Genomic DNA, 18,119 nt, shown 5'->3' on the forward strand with positions numbered 1-18,119 from the left:
AGGAGCAGTCATGGCAGGCAAAGACGTCGCAAGAAAGTCGCAGACGCGCGAACCCGGACCGACAATCGCACTGGCCACCATGGGTCTCATCGCGGCCGCGGTGCTCGGCGTGTGGGCGTGCGTCACACTCGGGGAGAAGCTCACGGCCAGCGGCCAGGACGTCCCCGGCAACCCGGTAGTCGCGGTGATCGACCTGGCGCAAGGACAGATCGAGTGGACCACCGGCGCCACCATCGTCGCGGTCGCCCTGGTGCTCATCGCCGGCGCCCTGCTGGGCGGCGTCGCAGGTGCACTGGGGCGCCGGCAGGCCCGCAAGACTCGCGTGGACGACGTGAGCCAGCACCTCGCCGGCCGCGCGGACGTGAAATCACTGTCTGCCAAGAGCGTGACTCGCGCGAACCTCAGCCGGGGCGAGGCCACCAGCGTCCCCGGGGTGTACATCGGCAAGGAGGTCTCCACCGGGCAAGACCTCTGGGGCGGTTGGGAGGACCTGCACCTGGATCTGTGGGGTCCCAGGCAGGGAAAGACCTCCAGCCGGATCATCCCGATGATCCGGCGAGCGCCGGGCATCTGCATCTCCACCTCATGCAAGCGCGATGTCATCGAGGCGACCATGCCGTTTCGGCAGCAGGTCGGCCGGGTCTGGGTGCTCGACCCGCAGGACAAGGCCGTCGGTCTGGACACCTCGAGGTGGTACTTCGATCCCCTGGACTTCGTGCGCCGCGATCAGTGGTGGGACGGCAATGCCGAGGAGCTCGCCGAGATCTTCAACGCTGCCACCGCCCGCGGGGAGGCCGGCAGTGACCCGAACGCCTACTTCTACAGCCAGGCTGTCGACCTGCTCGCCTCGCTGTTCCTGGCGGCAGCGATGGAGGGACGGCCCATCACCGACGTCTACGGCTGGGTGTCCAACCTGGAGGACTCCACCCCGGTCGAGATCCTCTCGGGCAGTCAATGGGGGCCGCAGGCCGCAGACCTGGCCAGTAAGTACCGCGCCGAGCCCCGCACCCGCTCCAACGTCTTCTCCGCGGCCAAGAACATGATCTCTTGCCTGGGACGACGCCAGATCGTTCGGTGGTTGACCCCGCAGGCCGGCGCAGAGCGATTCGACCCGGTCGCGTTCGCAAGCTCCAACGCCGACACCCTGTATCTGGTCTCCGATGAGGAGAACCCGATCGGTCGGCCGGTGACGTCGATCTTGACCGTGGCCGTGTTCAAGGCCCTGGTCGACCGCGCCGACACCTGCCCTGGCTCGCGTCTGCCGGTCCCCGTGACCGCGGCGCTGGACGAGATCGCCAACATCGTGCGCTGGCCCCGCCTACCCGACTACTACTCCACGTTCGGCTCTCGCGGCATCATCTGCGACACCGTGCTCCAGTCCTACGCCCAGGGCGTCGAGGTCTGGGGGGAGCAGGGCATGAAGAAACTGTGGTCGGCCGCGTCGATCGTGGTCATCGGCCCCGGTCACAAGGACTACCGCTTCCTCGATGAGTTGGCCCACCTCATTGGCACCCACACCGAACAACAGCGGTCGGTCTCCCACGGCGGCGGCGATCGCGGTAGGTCCGTGTCTACACAGATCGTCGAGAGGCAGACCCTCAATGCCGCAGAGCTAGCGGCACTGCCCTTTGGACGAATGATCGTCCTGGCCACCGGCCGTCGGCCGATTCTGGCCCGAATGGTGCGCTGGGATCACCAGGACCTGCCCCCGGCGCCGAAGAACAAGGAGACGGCGGCGTGAGCCACTTATTCGACGAGCAGATCGTCAAGGCGTTCAGCGCCACCATCGGTGAGGTCGCTAAGACCGCGCTGCCCGCAGCAGTACAGGACGTGCTGGCGACACCGCGCCTCGCGGATCACCTCGCTCGCACCATCGAGCGAGAGGTGGAGCAGTTCGCGGAGACCGAACTAGGTGTGCCGCCATCCCTGCGGTTCACGGACGAATTCGCGTTCTTCGACGACTACCTCCGTCTGGCCTACGAGTCGGGAGGGATGAGCCAGAAGTGGTGCTCGCGGTGGTGGGCCCACGGCTCAGTGCGGTTTCGCATCCGCTCGATGTGGCTTGCCTACGAGGCGCTCGCCCGCAAAGACCCGGCCACATGTGACGAGCTGTTTCTTCGCACCATCGGGGACCACCACATGACCCTGCTAACAGGGGAACGTTCCCCGATGCTCGCCTGCGACACCAGCCATCAACCAGGAAAACCACTCAAATCTGATCCAGTCGAAGGAGGCGCATCATGAGCCCCCATCCCAGCGACCCCGTGGTTGCCAATCTGATCCGCCACGCCCGCGTGGGCGCGTCGGTTAGTCCGTACCCGACACGGACACGCTCGATCGGAGAACACTCCGTCCGCCAGCACTCGGTGGGATCTCTGATAGTTGAGACCGCTCGCGCCGATGCAGGGGTGTCCGAGGTGATCGCCCAGGCCCGACGAGAGGTGATCGCCGGCGAACTAGAGCGGCGGAGAATGGTCGAAGCTGCCGACGAGGCCCGCAGACGCGCCGAAGTCGACCGTGCGCAGGCCGAACGCGACCGAGATGAGTCAGTGGATCGTGCCCGTCGACAGGGCGGACCTGACCCCGATTTCCTCACTCTCGCCTTGATCGCCGCGGTGACACTCGAAGTGTCCGACACCGACCTGGTCGGTGTACTCGACGCCGCACTCACCGATACTCCCGATCTATCAGCAGCCGATACCGCCGCACTAGCCGGCGACCGTCGAGTCGGGCTGAGCCCTGATCAACTGTCGGATGAGCTGACCGCTACAGGCGTCTCCCCGTCGGTCGTAGATGGGTTGGTCAGCACAGGAGTTGGGACGACCGCGCCGGCTGAACTGATCATGCAGTCCGAGAGTTCCGCGCAGCAGACCCTTGCCCCCCACACCAGTACCCCAACTATCGAGGCATCTCCGGAGGTCGAGGAACCATGACCGCAAGCGCCTCCAGCTCCGACGAGCTGCACGCATACCTGACTGAGGTGTTGGCGGCAGCGAACTCGCCGTTGACTGTCGTACCGCCGTCCCCAGCCGAGAACCCCTGGAAGATTCACTTTCGAGACTCACGGCTCGACACGACCAGGCACCTCAGGCGCGACCAGCTCCACACGCTGCTCGATACCCGACCGGCCGCTGCAGTCGTCACCGCATTGGAACACTGGTCGGCGGCCCCCGAGATCGTCATGGCCATCACAGATACGCACTTCCGCCCCGATGAGATCCGCATCGGGAATGTCGAGAGTGACGCCCTGTTCCAGGGCGTCATCAACGTGGAATCTGAGCGTGACGAGATGACGATTGCTGTACCAATCGACTCCATCTCACTCGATCCGCCCGAGTTGATCGGACCTAGTGCGCTACAGGCGATTGAGTCCACACTCGATCGCCTCACCGGCACCTCGGTGGACGAACGCCTCGACATGATCACCCCGATAGGCGTCCAGATTTCCACCGGCACGCTCACCCCGCCGGCCTGGTCGCCCCCCGTTGCACCCAGCACCACCTCGCGCCCCAGTGCTGCGAAGGAGGCAGCTACTGCGGTCAGTTCGTTCATCGGGTCCTATCTGACCCATCGGGGACGCCAAGACCCGGCCAGTAGCTCAGGCCCAACCGACTTCACGCCAAGCTCACACCTGAGCCGACAGTCCGACCCCGGGCCACAGTTCTAACGCCGGCTCGAGGGCACCCGGCAGGGTCATCAGAGGTCAGCTGACGAACCCGGCCCCGTAGCCGGACCCCAGTCCACAGACGGTCCGGTCGTCTTCCCGACGGCCGGGCCGTTTGCTCTGTCTGCGGCCCGGTGCGCGAGGTAGGAGGCCGCGAAGGGGTCCAGATCCTCGTCTTCCTGTTCGGGGGTCTCCTGGATGGGCGCGTGGGTAAGTCTGGTGTGCTCGGCCAGGGTTGCGGCTGCGTAGTCGGCCAGCTCGGTGTCCATGCCGGGGTGTCGAGAGGGCAGGGGGGCCAGGTGGCCGAGGTCGGTGTCGGTGTCGACCTCGTAGCCCGATAGCCAGCCGGTGGCCGAGGCGAGCGGGTCGTCCGAGGCGTCGACCTCGTGGTGCCACTGCGCGATCGCGGCGGCGACGTCGACGCCGCGGGCCAACGCGCTATCAACCGCCGAGCGCAGAGGCGCCGCTTCGGCCGCAGGCACCTCACCGACGGTCATGGAGCCCACCAGGTGGGTGGTGTAGTCGCGCACGAGCAGATCGCGGGCGGCGGCGTAGCCGGCGGCCATGCGGTCCGGGTCGTCTGCGGCGGACAGAGCCTCGCGCAGTTGCTCGGTGGCGGTGGTGTGTCCGTCGTCCCGGGCCAGGGCCGCGGTCAGAACGCCGCGGGCTGTGGTGAGCCGGTCGTCGACCTCGGGGGGCAGGTGTGGCTTCTCGGTCTCCACATCCAGGGGAGAGTCTGTGACGGCGTAGGCGTGGTTCTCGGCCCGGCCGCGGGACAGGGCGACATAGAGCCCGCGGCGGTTGGTCGCCTCATCGACGACGGTGCGGGAGACGTCGACGGTGATGCCCTGCGCGCGGTGGATAGTGCTCGCGTAACCCAGCTCGGTACAGCCGGCGACGTAGTCGGCATCGAGGGTGACCCGGCCCCGGTGCCCAAGGTGCCTCACGGTCAGCGACCCGTCGCGGGCGACCTTCTCCACGCGCCAGCGGTCACCGTTCTGCACGCGGGAGCCGGGCCTGGTCCCACCCTTGGTGCGTAGCTCCCCGTTGTTGGTGCGGGTGACGACGATGTCGCCGCGGCCGGCGGTCAGATCGTCGGCCAGGTCGACCAGACGGCGCGCCTGAGCGGCTCCGGTGTCACGGTGACGATTCTGGATCTGGGTGTTGAGCTCACGCACCGTGGCGGTGGTGGAGGCCAGGACGATCCCGTCGCGACCGGCGTCAGTGTCGGCGAAGTGATCGGCCACTGCGGCGGCGATCATCTCCTCACAGTCGCCACCGTGGACCCAGCCTTTGTCGGCGTGGAATTGCAGGGCGCCGGCGTCGCCGGAGCGGATGCCGATGGAGGCGCGGGCCTGCGCGGTGTCGTCGCCGAAGCGGACGACGTCGGTCAGTTCGGGGGCGTTGGTCTCGGAGGCCACCAGGCGCATGAGTCCGCCGGACTCGACGGCGTCGAGCTGCGCGGGATCTCCAACCATGCGCACCACCGCGCCGCGATCGCGGGCGATCTCCACGAGCGCCGCGACGTCCTTGGTGGAGGCCATGGCGGCCTCATCGAGCAGCAGCATCGCACCCGGTTCGATAGCGATCGGCAGCCCTTCGGGGTTACGCGGCGCGTAGCCCATGTACTCCATTTTTCCGCGCCAGCGGTAGGTCAGCGAGGCCAGCGTGCGGCCTTCGGCGCCGATCTCCTCACCGAGAGTGTCGGCGGCGACCGCGGACGGCGCCAGGGCGATGACCTGTCGGCCGGAAGCTTGCCAGGCGGCGGTGACGGCCTTCATGGAGGTGGTCTTGCCCGTGCCGGCGGGACCGACGCCGGCGGCGACGAGCCCGCCGGATAGGCAGAAGTGTTCGGCCAGCGCGCGTTGTCCGGGGTTGAGGACGCGACCACTCGCGGACTCTTGCACGGCGATAACCGCTCGCAGTTGCTCGCCGGTGGTGAACACCGCCACGGGCGTCTGTGCGGCGGCGACGACCTGGCCCTCGGCGTCGAGCATGGCGGTTGAGGTGTGGAGCAGCTCGCCGTGGCGCTCGAGGACACTGAGCCCGTCGGAGTCGCGCCGCAATGCGGTCGGCGCCTCCAGCGTCTCGGGCGTCGACAGGGCCACCGACCCGCGTCCCAGGGCGTGGTCGACCACGGTAGTCACCGCGTGGTCCCGCTCGGTGGGTGAGGTGAACGCGACGTTGGTCAGCTGGGTCTCGACCACGGCCCGCACGTGCGCGTGGGTCCACGTCGCGCGGGCATCGGACACGGCCTCGATGACGCGGGCGGACTCGACCTCGACGGCATCCATCTGCCGCACCGAGGGGTTCATCTCGCGCGCCTGACTGTCCGGAGTTTCGGGGTTCAGTGCACGGGAGACCATAGCGTCGACGGCGGCTTCTGACCCGAGGTGACGGGCGGCCAATCGGCGCCAGGTCGACTGGTGATCGGCCAGCGACCGGGACTCCTGCTTGCCTTCCCGGGTGTCTAGCGTGGCTTGCTGCAGAAGCGCGTACTGGACCGCCTGAGTCGGTGCCCGGCCGTGGGTGGCCCGGTACTCGGCGAGGAGCTCGTCGCGGCGAGCCTCGACCATCTGACGGCGTGAGGAGAACGCCCGGCACAGCGTCTGATCAATGCCGGCGACCTCCCAGACGGGTTGCCTGTCGCGTGTGGGATAGCGGGCCTCGAACGCCACGCCCATCTCCCGGCGAAGGCGATCAACGATCGCCGCGTTGTAGCGCTGGGACGCGGCCACGGCGTGCTTGTGTAGCGCCGCTCCATCGAGGGCGGACCACTTGCCGTCGACGCCCAACACCTTGTTCGACACCGCGCAGTGGGTGTGGAGGTTCGGGTCGCCGGCGCGGGTGTCGTAGTGGTCGAACTGAGCCACGATCAGACCGTGGGTGTCGATCTGCCGCTCGCTGCGATCACCGCGGCGGGTGAAGGCGGCCTCGCGCTCGATCCACGCCAGGGAGTCGTTGACGCACTCGCGGTGGATGCGTTCGATCTCCCGCCGAGTGTCGGTGTCCGCCAGGGCCCACAGGGTGCTGACGGACTTCTGCGGAGTGAACACCAGATCCATGCCGGCGACCGGCTGACGCACGTTGCTGCGCTGCGCGGCGGCCCAGGACAGCAGCTCCCGCTCCGTGGGTGGCTGGTGTCCGAACTTGGCGCGGTAGTGCTTGTCTGCCAGCGTCCGCCAGAGGTCCGAGGTGGTGGCCTTGTCGATCGTGTGGCCCTCCTCGGCCAGCTCCCGGAGCGTGGACTTGTACTCCTCCACGAGCGGGATCTCGTTCTTGAACTCGGGGAACTTCCGACCGAGCGCGGTCTCTTTGAGGTCGGTGCCGGCCTCGAGCATCTGGTCGGTGTTGGGGTGCCGGCCCTCGCCGAACAGCGCCTTCATCTGCTCCTCGGACACCGTGCCGGACACCGGGCTGATCTCTGAGAGGGCTTCCAAGCCAGCGCCGTGCCAGCGGCCGGGAGGGGTGCCGTTGGCGGTGTAGTAGTCGGTCAGCTCCTGGCCACGTTCGCGCAGCCGGTCAGCAGTAGCTACCTGACGTGTCAGGTAGCTGTAGCCGTCCCCGGCGTGCAGCACGTGGAGGGTCATCACGACGCCCACTCTAACCCCACGTCAGCGCCCGGTCACGGACGAAGTCTGAAAATCAGCAAGAGGTGTGTGGGTTCTCGGGGGCTGAGGGAAGCGAAGTACAAGCGTGGAACGAAGTGACACGTCCGGATGGGGCACTGGTGGGGGACCGGGGGCATAGCAGGCTCTGGTGTGCGATCGTCGGCAGCATTAGAGTTGGGTGGCGAGAACAGGCCCAGCTCGACTACAGGGAAGCGACTACCGTGGCTAAGACCTCCGACAAGACCAGCGCCCGCAACCGCGCCAGGCAGGCGCTCGCCGAGAAGCAGCGCAAGCGCCGGGAGCGCGACGAGCGCATCGAGGCAGCGGCCACCCGCTATTTCACCGCCGCCGACGCGATCGCCAAGGCTCGCCTCGATGCCGGAGAGGCGATCAAGGCTCTCATCGACGAGGGCGAACCGCGCGGCGAGATCGCCGAACTCCTCGGCATCTCCACTCGCGACATCAAGACGACCCTCGACACACTGGGTGACGACCGACAGGAGCAGGTTGCCTCGGCGCAGGACACGCACGATGAGGCCCCGGCGGAGGCCACTGGGGACCGCAACGTGGCGTGAGCGCCTCGGGCCCGATCGCCCTGCCGGGGTCGAAGGATGGACTCCTGCCCCGCTGCGACAGTGTCTTTACCCCTCGGCGCCTCGGGCAGGGCGGGGGAGTCTAAGCGGGGAGCTGTTACCGGGCCTGCTCCACAACGCGCTCTTTAGAGTGCGCCCGGCGTCTTGCCGCCGGGCGCACCCACCAGCGGACACTGCGCAACCGTGCGGGCCCGGCCATCGCCGACGCTGTCGTAGCTGACACCTATCCTCGCCCCACCCGGTAACAGTTCCCTCAACACCCTCGAGGCCCCGATGACCGCAGCACTGTTCCCTCTACCGGCCGCACCGGACACGCAGCAGCTCTCTCTGCTCGGCGATCCCCGGCCGGTGCGCACCCCGGCGACACTGTGGCGCATCTGGCTCACCGACCCCGCCACCCGGCAACGGTTTGAGAACAAGCGCTACCGCCGCGGCCCCGACCAGTGCTGGCCCTGGATCGGCGCGATCTCCTCCACCGGACACGGTTCCTTCCGCGCCGCCAGCCTGCCTGGGCTCTCCCGCCGCGGCACCGTCCCCGCGCACCTGTACGCCTACCAACTCGCGCACGGCATCATCGACCGACTCGGCTGGAGCGCCCTGACCGACCCCATCCTGTGCCACCGCTGCGACTACGCCGGCTGCACCAACCCGAACCATCTACGGCTAGGCACCGCCGGCGACAACCGCGCCGACTACCTCACGCGACGACACAGCGCGAACAGTCCCCTCGGTGACACCCGCGGTCCAGCCGGCCTCTCCCGCGCAATCGCAGAGGCGATCCGCACCGCAATCGCCGCAGACGAGCCAGCGCACACTATTGATCACCGCATCGACGACGCCATCGCCACCGGGCAACCGTGGAGCCTCTGGTAGTCCGCCAACTGACCTACGGGGAGGCCAACTCCAGGACGATGGGTACGACACCGAGTGACAACCGGTGATCCACCGACCCCTACCGAGGATCAACAATGCCCGTTCTCCCACTTGCCACCACCACGCTTCCGCAAGACGCCTCGCAGATCACCATTCCGGCGGCGTACGACATCGCATGGAGCGCGGCGATGGTAAGCGTGATCGTCCTGGATGTCCTCGCCCTCATTCACCTGGCAAGACACCGACGGACTACATATGACTGGGCCTGGGCGCTCGTCATCCTCGCACTCCCGCTTCTCGGAGTGCTCCTGTACGCGCTACTCGGTCCTCGCCGCCGCAGCAGCGACAACACCGTCCGCGACACGGTCACCTCGCCCCGGTGATCGACAAGGCCGTAGCACCATCCAGTAAAAGCACCCCACCGCAATAGCGACCGGCACCCGATCATCCCCTGGGCGGCCGGGCGGCTTGGGCCGCACCGCACGCGCACACCGCATGGCACGTCTCATCGCCGAACGAACCGGGGCGACCGTGTGACCGGCGACCAGGAACATCCGACCACCCCGGTCCGCCGGGGGAGCGGCGCCCTCCGAGCCTGATCCTGCCCCCACCTATGGCTGCCACTTCTCGGCACTCGGGGCCGCTTGGTGGGGAGCCAGCTGCGCTCACGGCTTAGGGGCCGGGCCTGCCTCGCGAGGTCCATCACGTAGTGAGTCCAACACTTCACGCAGCGTGTCCGAGGTCGCCTCGGCGCGTACCCGGGCCCGATCGGCCTCCTCGGCCTTGGCGCGCGCGAGGCTGGCGTCCTGGCGCACTGTCTCGAGCTGGCCACGCAGCTGCTCGAGCTCGGCCCGCAACGCCTTGACCTCTTCGGCTGCGCCATCGAGCGCGACGACAACCTCGTCTTTCTCCGCGACAGCGCGCTCCGCCGCGGTCAAAGCGTCAGCCTCGCCCGCGCGCGCGGCATCGAGTGCCACCGCGGTCGCCTCATCCGCCTGCTCCGCGGCCCGCTTCCACGCCGCGGCCCACACCGATTGCACCATCGCCGACATCGCCTCCGACAGGTCCGGAGCCTCTGGCACATCACCGGTGGCCGCGGCCGCGTGCTCACGCATCCACGCGGCCACCTCGCCGATCCGCACCCCCGCTTCGCGCTGCACGCTGCGGACAGTGATCTTGTCTCCCCGCGCGACAAGCACCCCATACGCCCTGGCGATCTTCTCCGACGTCGACATCGCACTCTCCCCACACTCGGTAACAGGTAACCGGTATCGTTTCTTGTTACCTATGTTACCCCACGCACGTCCGCCGGGATAGCGGCACGCACTCTTGCGCTGAAATCCGGCCCGAGACTCCTCCTCGACACACTCTTCCCGGCCGCCGAGCCGCGCCCCACCGCGAGAGAGGCGGCAGCGGGGCCCTCCTGCCCGCTCTGCGGCTAGGGCCGACGCGCCCATGCCGGGGGCGAGCTCGCTGCCGGATTCGGTATCGCAATGCCCGCCACGCGTCGGCACCCCGACGGCGCACCAACAGCCCGCGGATCGGCCCTTCGGGAGTAGCGCCGTCAGCTGCGAGGGAAGCGATTGCGTCGCACGCTCGCGCTACGTACACTTTTACGTACAGGAGGTTCGACATGAAGACCATGAGTTACACCGAGTCCCGGGCGCGCTACGCCGAGGTCCTCGACGGAGTCACCAACGACCGCGAGGAGGTTGTCATCACCCGTGCCGGTCACGAACCCGTGGTGATGGTCTCCCTCGACGATTACGAGTCCCTGCGCGAGACCGCCCACCTGATGCGATCCCCGGCCAACGCCCGTCGGCTCCTGGATGCGATGGAAAGGCTCGAGGATGGCCGTGGCCAGGCTCGCGACCTGCTCGACGCCGAGGCTAGCGACCTGCTTGGCGCGGACTGACGTGCTGCTGGTCTGGGACGACAACGCCTGGCAGGACTACCTCTGGTGGCAACAACAGGACCGCAAGATCCTCAAACGGATCAACCTGCTCCTGCAGGACATCACCCGCAACGGCAATGAAGGAATCGGCAAACCCGAACCCCTCAAATACGACTTCGCCGGCTACTGGTCCAGACGCATCACCGACGAACACCGACTCGTCTACAAAGTGACCGAAACGGAAGTCCGTATCGCCACCTGCCGCTACCACTACGGGTAACGCACCCGACCCAGCCGGAAACGCACGTCTCCATCGACCTGGCAAGTGCAGGTAGACAGCCCAATGTGCCGGGATCGTGGGCCCTCCTACATCCGGGTCATCATCGTCCACTAGATCCCCGGGGCTGCCGATTAGGCCTGAGCGCGCTGGGGCGTGCTGATGCTGTTCGGTGAGCTTGGCGGGATGGTGTGCGTGGGGAGTCCGCTTGGGGCTCGTCGGTCGGGCTTGAGTCCGTGCTCGATTCCCCACGCCACGGCCTGGGCCCGGGTGCTCACGCCCATTTTCCGATATGCGGACCGGATGAAGGTTTTGATCGAATTGGTCGACAGGTAGCACTGCGCGGCGATGTCCTTGTTGGATAGTCCCTGGACAATGAGACCGATCACTTCCGCCTCCCTGGGAGACAGGCCCGCCTCTTTGGCCGGCCACTGGTCCGATCGCATCACCGATAGGCCGGGTCCGACCATGGTCACCCGCTGACCTGCGGCGATGTTCTCGATTCCCTCAACCAGCTCGAGCGCTGACAGGGACTTCGCCAAGAATCCATGGGCTCCTTGGGCCAGGCTGTCATCGATCGCCCGTTCATCCACGGCGAAGGAGTAGACGGCAACCGACCCGATCAACGGGTCCTGCAGTAGCGATTCCAGGCGCGCGTGCTTGCCCACCGGTGCGGCGAAAGTGTCATAGAGCGCGACGTCCACGGGGGCCGATCCACTGGTGACGGTGTGCCGTTCGACAACTTCAACTCGGTCCGCATACGGCGCCAGCAGTGCGTTAACTCCCGCCACTACGACGAGATAGTCGTTGACCACAGTCACCCTGATCGCTTTGCCGCTCACCGTGGTAATCGTAGGCGCAGGTGGACCCCTCTCCACTTCACCCCTGAGGGTGAAGCCATGGCCGCTGTGGCCCGAGAGAATGAGATGTCCACTTGGCGCGCGATGCTTGACGAAGGGCAGGAAATATCTGTTGACCCACATCATCGCCACGGCTCTCGATGACCGGTGGGCATGGGCCGATCGCGGTAACTGCCAAGGGCAGGCAGAGCTGTTCTATAACGACGAGCAGGACCTCAAAGGGGTTCGGCGCCGTAAAGAGGAGGCAGCCAAAGTCCTCTGCGAGCAATGCCCGGTGATAGTGGAATGCCGCCAGTACGCGATGAAGGCGCGGGAGCTCTACGGCGTCTGGGGAGGCCTGACCGAAATGGAACGCCACAAGCTGGCAGGCCGCCTGCGCTCCGGCTGACCCTTCTTCCGCGCCGCATTCCTTGCACCCGCGTCCCGACAGTTCTGCCCTGCCAGAGCTGTTCCTCTCGCCTTGCGGGGATCTACTTCACTGACGACGCAGGAAGCGTTCTCGGACTCCAGGGAACAATGTTCCCAGCAACTGGGGTTCGATAAGACTTGCCGGCTCCGGCAAGAGTAGGTGTCTAATACCTCTAGGAAACGGCCTGCGAACGTCTGGAGCAAGGAACCTGGGCGTCTCCACCCTGCACCAGGCTCGGTCCCGTCCTTTCTGCAGGCCAATGGCGATCCCCTGGCTGACCGGTCTTCGTCCACCATGCCTCCCCACCGATCGGCGGCGCTTGCACCACGACGCCCAAAAATGGCATCGGATCGGCGGCGACAACGAGACCGTCGGCGATCACGTCCACCGTGTCTGATGGCGGAAAATCTCGGCATCGAAGTCACCCAACCGCCCCACTACAGCGTCACCCTTAAGGGTGAAGAACTGCCCGCGGGGGACCGAGATAATAGGGGGTGAAGACAACGATCGGATAGTTAGGTGCCGGTTCGTGGTCGAGGTCGCTTTGTTCCCTACTGCAAGGAGTTCGAAACATGACCGACAATTCGTTTGATCGTCTGGCTAATGCCACTGTTTACGACAATTCCGGAGACAAGATCGGCAAGCTCGGGATGTTGTATGTCGACAATGACAGCGGCCAGCCCTCGTTCGCCACCGTTTCCACGGGTCTGTTCGGGATGTCGGAGAGCTTCGTGCCGCTTCAGGGCGCGCAACTGGGTGACGACGAAGTGCGGGTGGCGTACACCAAGGATCAGGTCAAGGACGCTCCCCGTATCGATGCCGGTGGAGATCTTTCTCCGGCTGAAGAGGACCGGCTCTACAGCCACTACGGACTCACCGGCGGTGGGGCGGCCACCGGCCGTACCGACCGCGCGACGGTGTCTGATGATGACGTCGATGCCCGCGTGAAGGCTGGCACCACCGGGCAGTCGCGTGAGGGTGGCCATGAGGCCACCGACACCGTGACCGCGCACGAGGAGCGCCTCAACGTCGGCACGCGCACCGAGGAGACCGGCCGGGTGCGGCTGCGCAAGTACACGACCACGGAGACCGAGAACGTCGAGGTTCCCGTCTCCAAGGAAAAGCTCGTCGTCGAGCGCGAGGACGCCGGCGGCACGGTCCGCAAGGGTGGCCTCGACGAGGTCAGTGACGGTGAGCACGTCGAGGAGATCACTCTTCGTGAAGAGCGTCCGGTGGTGGAGAAGGAGACGGTCGAGCGCGAGCGCCTTCGTGTGGGCAAGGAAAAGGTCACCGACACCGAGACCGTGTCGGAGGAGGTCCGCACCGAGCACATCGACATCGACGGTGACACCGACCAGACCACGCGGCGCTAGCCCGACTCAGGCCCTGTGACAGGCGCCGCCCGGCACCCAGCCAGCGGCGCCTGTCAGGCCAATAACGACGTGCACGTCACCACCAAGCTCGCCGGGTAGGCGAGCCGACTCGCAAGAAGGGCACCGACGATGACATCGAACTCACAGGGCGCCGACTCACCCCCCGACGCCGCTCGCGAGCAGGCCTCCCAGATCACCGATCAGGCCAAGGGCGCCGCCGGGCAGATGGCGGGCACCGCCCGCCAGGAAGCGTCCCAGGTCACCAACGAAGCACGTGATCATGCCAAGTCCCTGGCCTCCTCGGCACGCGATGAGGCCCTGTCCCAGGCTGCCACCCAGCAGCAGCGCTTGGCCGAGCAGGCCCGTGTGGCCACCGATGATCTCCAGCGCCTGGCCCGCGGCGAACAGCCGGAATCGGACCTGGTGGGTCAGGTCATCTCCACCGTGGCCGATCGCGCCCACCAGCTCACCTCCGCGCTGGAGACCAAGTCGCCCGAGGATCTGTTGACGGGCGTGCGCCGTTTCGCCGCCCGGCGCCCCGGCACCTTTCTGGCCGTGGCCGCTGGTGTCGGCCTGGTTGCCGGGCGCCTGACCCGGGGGCTGGCCGACAGTGACGATGCTCCCGCGGCCGCCACCTCACCGGATGTCCCGACCCCTGCGCATCCAATGCCGGCCCCGGCCGACCCCACGTTCGACTTTCCCGAGCGCGTGGACCCCGTCCCTGCCATCGATCCGCTCAGCACTCCGCTGTTCGGGCAGGGCCCCAGCGGCGCCGACACCATCGATCCGGGTGGCCGTTGATGACCGGGTCCTCGCCAGTTCCCGAACCCGAAGCCGAGCAAAGGGCCCGCAGCGAGTCGCTGGGGGAGATGTTCTCCAGCTTCGCCGACAACCTCTCCACCCTGGTCCGTAAAGAAATCGAGCTCGCCAAAGCCGAAGCCACCCAATCCGCTAAACAGGCCGGCGCCGGGGTGGGGATGCTCGCCGGGGCAGCACTTGGCGGGTTCTTCGTCCTGATGTTTCTCTCCCTTGCTCTGGCGTGGGCGCTGGGCAACGTCATGGACCTGGGGTGGGCCGCCCTGATCGTGGCCCTGTGTTGGGCCGTTATCGCTGCCGTGCTCGCGGTGCTGGGCAGGGCGCGAATGACCAAGGTCAAGGGGTTGCCCCAGACCCAACGGACCATGCAAGAGATTCCGCCCACCCTCAACCCCAGCAAGGAGACGCCATGAGTACCCCCGAGGAGATTCGGGCCGACATCGAGCGCACCCGCGCCGATCTGGGCCACGATGTGGACGCGCTGGCCGAGAAAGTGGACCCCGCCAAGGCCGCCAGCCGTCAGACCGACAAGGTCAAAGACCGGTTCAGCAGCATCCGGGAGTCTGTGATGGGCGCCGTGGACCACACCGCGTCCTCGGGCCAGGACACCGCGGCCCAGGCGCGGGACCAGGCTTCGGTTCTGGCCTCGGAGGCTGGGCACGCTGCCAAGCAAGCGCCCACCCAGATCAAGAACCGCACTCGCGGCAATCCGCTCGCCGCGGGCCTGATCGCCCTGGGCGCCGGATGGCTTCTCGGGTCCCTGCTACCGGCCAGTGACGCTGAGAAGAACGCGGCCACCACCGTGAAAGACGGGGCCGAACCGCTGGTCGATGAGGTCAAGGGCGTGGCTCAGGACATGACCGAGAGCCTTAAACCGCAGGCCCAGGACGCGGCCGAATCACTCAAGGACACCGCTAGCGCAGCGGCGGAGACGGTCACCAGCGAAGGCAAGCACCACGCCTCCGAGCTCAAGCAGAACTCCCAGCAGGCCGCGCAGAACGTCAAGGACCACGCGCAGGACTCCTAAAGCTCGAACCAACCGACACACCGGAAAAAAGGGGGCGCGGGGATCGAGGCTCGCCAGCAGCCAACTCGATCCCCGCGCCCGCCTATCCAGCCGACAAGGTTCAACCCTCAAAGGAGCTCTACCCATGACCTCTGCAGACGATCGAGAGGACGCCAGAGCCGGCCGCGGCCGGACCCCGGACACCACCGGACCCCACCGGCGGTCAGAAACAGCGGGATTCGCCGCCGGGCACGGCCCCACGCACGGCTCATCTGCGCCACTGGCCCCCGAGCAGCACGACGACACCGCGCGAGATTCTCTCATCGGCACCGATCGAGGCCACCGCACCGCCAACACGTCGTGGGGTGCGATCTTCGCCGGCACCGTGACGTTTCTGGCCATCCTGGTGGTCTTCGCCCTGGCCAGTGCCGCACTGGGCCTATCAGAGGCCAGCAGTATTGCCGTGAGCATCTGGGGCGTGGTGGCGCTGGTGGTAGCGCTCGCCGTCGCCGGGTACATCGCCGGTGCCCTGGCCGTGCGCAGTGGCCTGCTCCACGGGCTGGTGACCTGGGCCACCTCACTGGTAGCGATGCTGGTGCTGGTCGGATGGCTGGGCACGAGCATCCTGGGCACCATCGGGGGAGCGCTCGGCACCCTCGCCCAGACCGCGGGCAGCGCGACCACCATCTCCGCCGACCAGGCCAGCCAGGCGGCGCAGAACGCCGACATCGACCAGCAGGATGTCGACCAAGTACAGCAGCAAGCCGACCAGGCCGCCCAGGACGCACAAAACCAGTTCGAGCAGAACCGCGACGAGATAGCGACCGGGGCGTGGTGGGCCGTAGGCGGCCTACTGCTCGGCGCCCTCGTCACCGCACTGGGCGGCGCCGCCGGTGCCCGAAGCACCCACACCACACGCGCAGACGACTACCGCAGCACCAGAGGCCGATAACACGCCACTTATCGGTGACCGACCAGGTGACCACCACAATCCAGTGGTGGTCACCTGGCTGTCGGTATGACCCGGGCCGATCGATTGCCCGTTGAGCTCAGGATGGGACGGCGCGCTGGCCGGCCTTGAACCAGACAGAGAAGTCCTCTGCGGCCTGCCGGACCATGTCGTAGTCGGCCCCACTGGTGAGATCCGTGAAGCTATCTCTGAGCCCCTCGATCCCGGTTGGCCGCGTGTCCTTGGGGATGGCGAACCCCATTTTCCAGTCTGCGAAACTGCGCTCAGCTACCCGTTCGACCACAAGCACCCGCACACGGCTATGCCTGTCATCGCACGAGATGCGGTCCATGAGCGCATCCACTTCCAAAGCGGGGCCCTCGAGGAACTGAATAAAAACATTGCCCCTATACAGGAGCAGTCCGGTTATCCCGGCGTCCAGATTCCGTCTCCTGGAGGTGAACAAAATCGATTCGAGATCGTCGGGAAGCATCTTTCGCGTGGCCACACTGGTGTACACCAGATACTTCAGCTCGCCCGACTGAGATGTGCTGGCGGCGTCATTGTTCACAGTCATTGTCGACCCCGATCTCCCGCAGTGGCGAAGAACAGTGCATCGAGGCACGCCATCGATTCCTCCAAACTGCTGGCCTCGCCCCGCAGTGTCGACATACTGTCGAATGATCTGAAACCGCCATCGGGGCCCTTGTCGATGTAACCAACGAAATTCCCCCGATAGTTTCCAACGTAGAACGCCTCTTCCACCTGCGACCAGCGGACCGCCCGAGGGCCCTCGTCGACGACCTGACTCCTCGCCACCTTCTCGTTCGTTGCGTGCACGCGGCGACCACGGGCCCGCACACCGGGGCATTGCGCAAGTAGCCCCACCCTTGATGCCCGCCACAGTTAAGCGCGCGCGGCCACAGCACCTAAACCGCGCACTGGCGACGATCACGGCGCAGCAGTCAAGCGCGACCTGACTGTGCCAAAAGAAATCCGCCAGTGCCACCGCAAACGAACCCAAAAGGCCAGAAAACTAGGACGAATTACGGCTGGCCCAAGACGAGCTGGACCAGCATGCATTCGCCCGGAGGCGATACGCAAGCACGGACGAGCCCCCGACAACTGCCGCCACCGCCTTCCTGAGGCCCCGCCGATAACCGAGGCACCAGGGCGAAGTGATGCCTCTCATGATGACGGGCATGACTTCTCCACCGTAGGCATACTTGATAGAGCAGCAAACAGAAGGGGTAACCATGGTTCAGCAATTCCAGGTGCACTACATCGACGACCTCGACGGGACCGACCTCGGCGAGACGTCGAACACCATCTCCTTTGTCTTTGACGGCAAGGAATACTCCATCGACCTGAGCGACGATAATGCCGAGGCGTTTCGCCAGGTCGTAGCGCCGTACATTGAGGCCGGCCATCGGGTAACCGGAAACAGGACCAGAACTGCCCGCAAGGCCACGACCACGTCCGGGAACACCAGAGCGATTCGAGACTGGGCCCGCGCCAATGGTTACGACGTCTCAGACCGCGGACGCATCCCCGCCAACGTGATGCAGGCCTACGCAGCGGCAAACTAGCTCGACAGCCGGGCTCCAACCACGCGAGAACCAGCCCTGCCGCAACAGGCGCATGGCCGGCCATGGGTGGTTGACCCGTGCGGAAAACGCTCTGACCAGCGGCAAAGTTAACGCCGATAATTATCGTTATGACAAGTAAAAGCTGCTGAGTTGTAGATCCTGCGAACTCGACACCTCCACCGAATCGCCCCTCGCCCACATTGCC

At 66.5% G+C, this 18,119-nt stretch carries 20 protein-coding genes; 16 read left to right on the plus strand and 4 right to left on the minus strand.

Annotated elements, in window-relative coordinates:
* Positions 1-10 precede the first annotated feature (10 nt).
* From ABD250_RS16595 to ABD250_RS16610, 4 genes are read left to right on the plus strand one after another with little or no spacing between them, the layout of a single operon-like run.
* A complete protein-coding gene (locus ABD250_RS16595) occupies positions 11-1,741 on the plus strand; it encodes a type IV secretory system conjugative DNA transfer family protein (RefSeq protein ID WP_182659409.1) in 1,731 nt (576 codons plus the stop codon).
* Positions 1,738-2,244, plus strand: coding sequence for a DUF4913 domain-containing protein (locus tag ABD250_RS16600; RefSeq protein ID WP_182659408.1), 507 nt, complete (start codon positions 1,738-1,740; stop codon positions 2,242-2,244). Before ABD250_RS16595 ends, ABD250_RS16600 begins: the two co-directional genes overlap by 4 nt.
* Complete coding sequence (locus ABD250_RS16605; protein ID WP_182659407.1) at positions 2,241-2,933, plus strand: hypothetical protein; 693 nt, start codon at positions 2,241-2,243, stop codon at positions 2,931-2,933. Before ABD250_RS16600 ends, ABD250_RS16605 begins: the two co-directional genes overlap by 4 nt.
* Entirely contained in the window at positions 2,930-3,667 is a 738-nt protein-coding gene (locus tag ABD250_RS16610; protein ID WP_182659406.1) for a hypothetical protein, read from the plus strand. The genes ABD250_RS16605 and ABD250_RS16610 overlap by 4 nt, the downstream gene beginning before the upstream one ends.
* Before the next feature lie 29 nt (positions 3,668-3,696).
* Here ABD250_RS16610 and mobF read toward each other — a convergent pair whose 3' ends face one another.
* Positions 3,697-7,254 carry a MobF family relaxase gene (mobF, locus tag ABD250_RS16615; protein ID WP_241730818.1) on the minus strand — a complete coding sequence of 1,186 codons (3,558 nt, stop codon included), beginning with the start codon at positions 7,252-7,254 and terminating at the stop codon, positions 3,697-3,699.
* Positions 7,255-7,496: 242 nt separating this feature from the next.
* Between mobF and ABD250_RS16620 the strand changes: the two genes are divergently transcribed.
* The 3 genes from ABD250_RS16620 (at position 7,497) to ABD250_RS16630 (ending at position 9,124) form a co-directional block, all read left to right on the plus strand.
* Positions 7,497-7,850, plus strand: coding sequence for a hypothetical protein (locus ABD250_RS16620; protein WP_182659404.1), 354 nt, complete (start codon positions 7,497-7,499; stop codon positions 7,848-7,850).
* Between the two features lie 291 nt (positions 7,851-8,141).
* Entirely contained in the window at positions 8,142-8,741 is a 600-nt protein-coding gene (locus ABD250_RS16625; RefSeq protein WP_017836479.1) for a hypothetical protein, read from the plus strand.
* Between the two features lie 95 nt (positions 8,742-8,836).
* Complete coding sequence (locus ABD250_RS16630; protein ID WP_182659403.1) at positions 8,837-9,124, plus strand: PLDc N-terminal domain-containing protein; 288 nt, start codon at positions 8,837-8,839, stop codon at positions 9,122-9,124.
* A gap of 282 nt (positions 9,125-9,406) precedes the next feature.
* Here the strand turns inward: ABD250_RS16630 and ABD250_RS16635 are convergent, their stop codons facing one another.
* The gene (locus ABD250_RS16635; RefSeq protein ID WP_107749286.1) at positions 9,407-9,976 is read right to left on the minus strand and encodes a DNA-binding protein; all 570 of its coding nucleotides are present in this window, start codon (positions 9,974-9,976) and stop codon (positions 9,407-9,409) included.
* Between the two features lie 398 nt (positions 9,977-10,374).
* Between ABD250_RS16635 and ABD250_RS16640 the strand changes: the two genes are divergently transcribed.
* Together ABD250_RS16640 and ABD250_RS16645 are read left to right on the plus strand one after the other, a co-directional pair.
* Positions 10,375-10,656, plus strand: coding sequence for a type II toxin-antitoxin system Phd/YefM family antitoxin (locus ABD250_RS16640; RefSeq protein ID WP_069388805.1), 282 nt, complete (start codon positions 10,375-10,377; stop codon positions 10,654-10,656).
* 1 nt (position 10,657) lies between these two features.
* Complete coding sequence (locus ABD250_RS16645) at positions 10,658-10,915, plus strand: Txe/YoeB family addiction module toxin (RefSeq protein WP_017836491.1); 258 nt, start codon at positions 10,658-10,660, stop codon at positions 10,913-10,915.
* Between the two features lie 131 nt (positions 10,916-11,046).
* On the opposite strand, the gene ABD250_RS16650 is transcribed toward ABD250_RS16645, so the two are convergent.
* Complete coding sequence (locus ABD250_RS16650; protein ID WP_249033657.1) at positions 11,047-11,754, minus strand: response regulator transcription factor; 708 nt, start codon at positions 11,752-11,754, stop codon at positions 11,047-11,049.
* A gap of 130 nt (positions 11,755-11,884) precedes the next feature.
* Between ABD250_RS16650 and ABD250_RS16655 the strand changes: the two genes are divergently transcribed.
* From ABD250_RS16655 to ABD250_RS16680, 6 genes are all read left to right on the plus strand, one after another.
* Positions 11,885-12,160: a WhiB family transcriptional regulator gene (locus ABD250_RS16655; protein WP_107749285.1), complete on the plus strand. Its 276-nt coding sequence runs from the start codon at positions 11,885-11,887 to the stop codon at positions 12,158-12,160.
* 593 nt (positions 12,161-12,753) lie between these two features.
* A complete protein-coding gene (locus tag ABD250_RS16660) occupies positions 12,754-13,554 on the plus strand; it encodes a DUF2382 domain-containing protein (protein ID WP_182659402.1) in 801 nt (266 codons plus the stop codon).
* A gap of 129 nt (positions 13,555-13,683) precedes the next feature.
* Positions 13,684-14,355, plus strand: a complete 672-nt coding sequence (locus tag ABD250_RS16665) for an ATP synthase subunit B family protein (protein ID WP_182659401.1) — start codon at positions 13,684-13,686, stop codon at positions 14,353-14,355.
* On the plus strand, positions 14,355-14,783 hold the full coding sequence (locus tag ABD250_RS16670; protein WP_063935704.1) for a phage holin family protein: 429 nt from the start codon (positions 14,355-14,357) through the stop codon (positions 14,781-14,783). Before ABD250_RS16665 ends, ABD250_RS16670 begins: the two co-directional genes overlap by 1 nt.
* A complete protein-coding gene (locus ABD250_RS16675; protein WP_063935705.1) occupies positions 14,780-15,397 on the plus strand; it encodes a DUF3618 domain-containing protein in 618 nt (205 codons plus the stop codon). The genes ABD250_RS16670 and ABD250_RS16675 overlap by 4 nt, the downstream gene beginning before the upstream one ends.
* Before the next feature lie 124 nt (positions 15,398-15,521).
* Entirely contained in the window at positions 15,522-16,328 is an 807-nt protein-coding gene (locus ABD250_RS16680; RefSeq protein ID WP_182659400.1) for a hypothetical protein, read from the plus strand.
* Positions 16,329-16,425: 97 nt separating this feature from the next.
* On the opposite strand, the gene ABD250_RS16685 is transcribed toward ABD250_RS16680, so the two are convergent.
* Positions 16,426-16,902 (minus strand): BLUF domain-containing protein, encoded by a 477-nt coding sequence (locus tag ABD250_RS16685; protein WP_182659399.1) that lies wholly within the window; start codon positions 16,900-16,902, stop codon positions 16,426-16,428.
* Positions 16,903-17,581: 679 nt separating this feature from the next.
* Between ABD250_RS16685 and ABD250_RS16690 the strand changes: the two genes are divergently transcribed.
* Positions 17,582-17,914 (plus strand): histone-like nucleoid-structuring protein Lsr2, encoded by a 333-nt coding sequence (locus ABD250_RS16690; RefSeq protein ID WP_182659398.1) that lies wholly within the window; start codon positions 17,582-17,584, stop codon positions 17,912-17,914.
* Positions 17,915-18,119: the final 205 nt, after the last annotated feature.

The organism is Dietzia cercidiphylli (assembly GCF_039531545.1).
GTDB lineage: Bacteria > Actinomycetota > Actinomycetes > Mycobacteriales > Mycobacteriaceae > Dietzia > Dietzia natronolimnaea.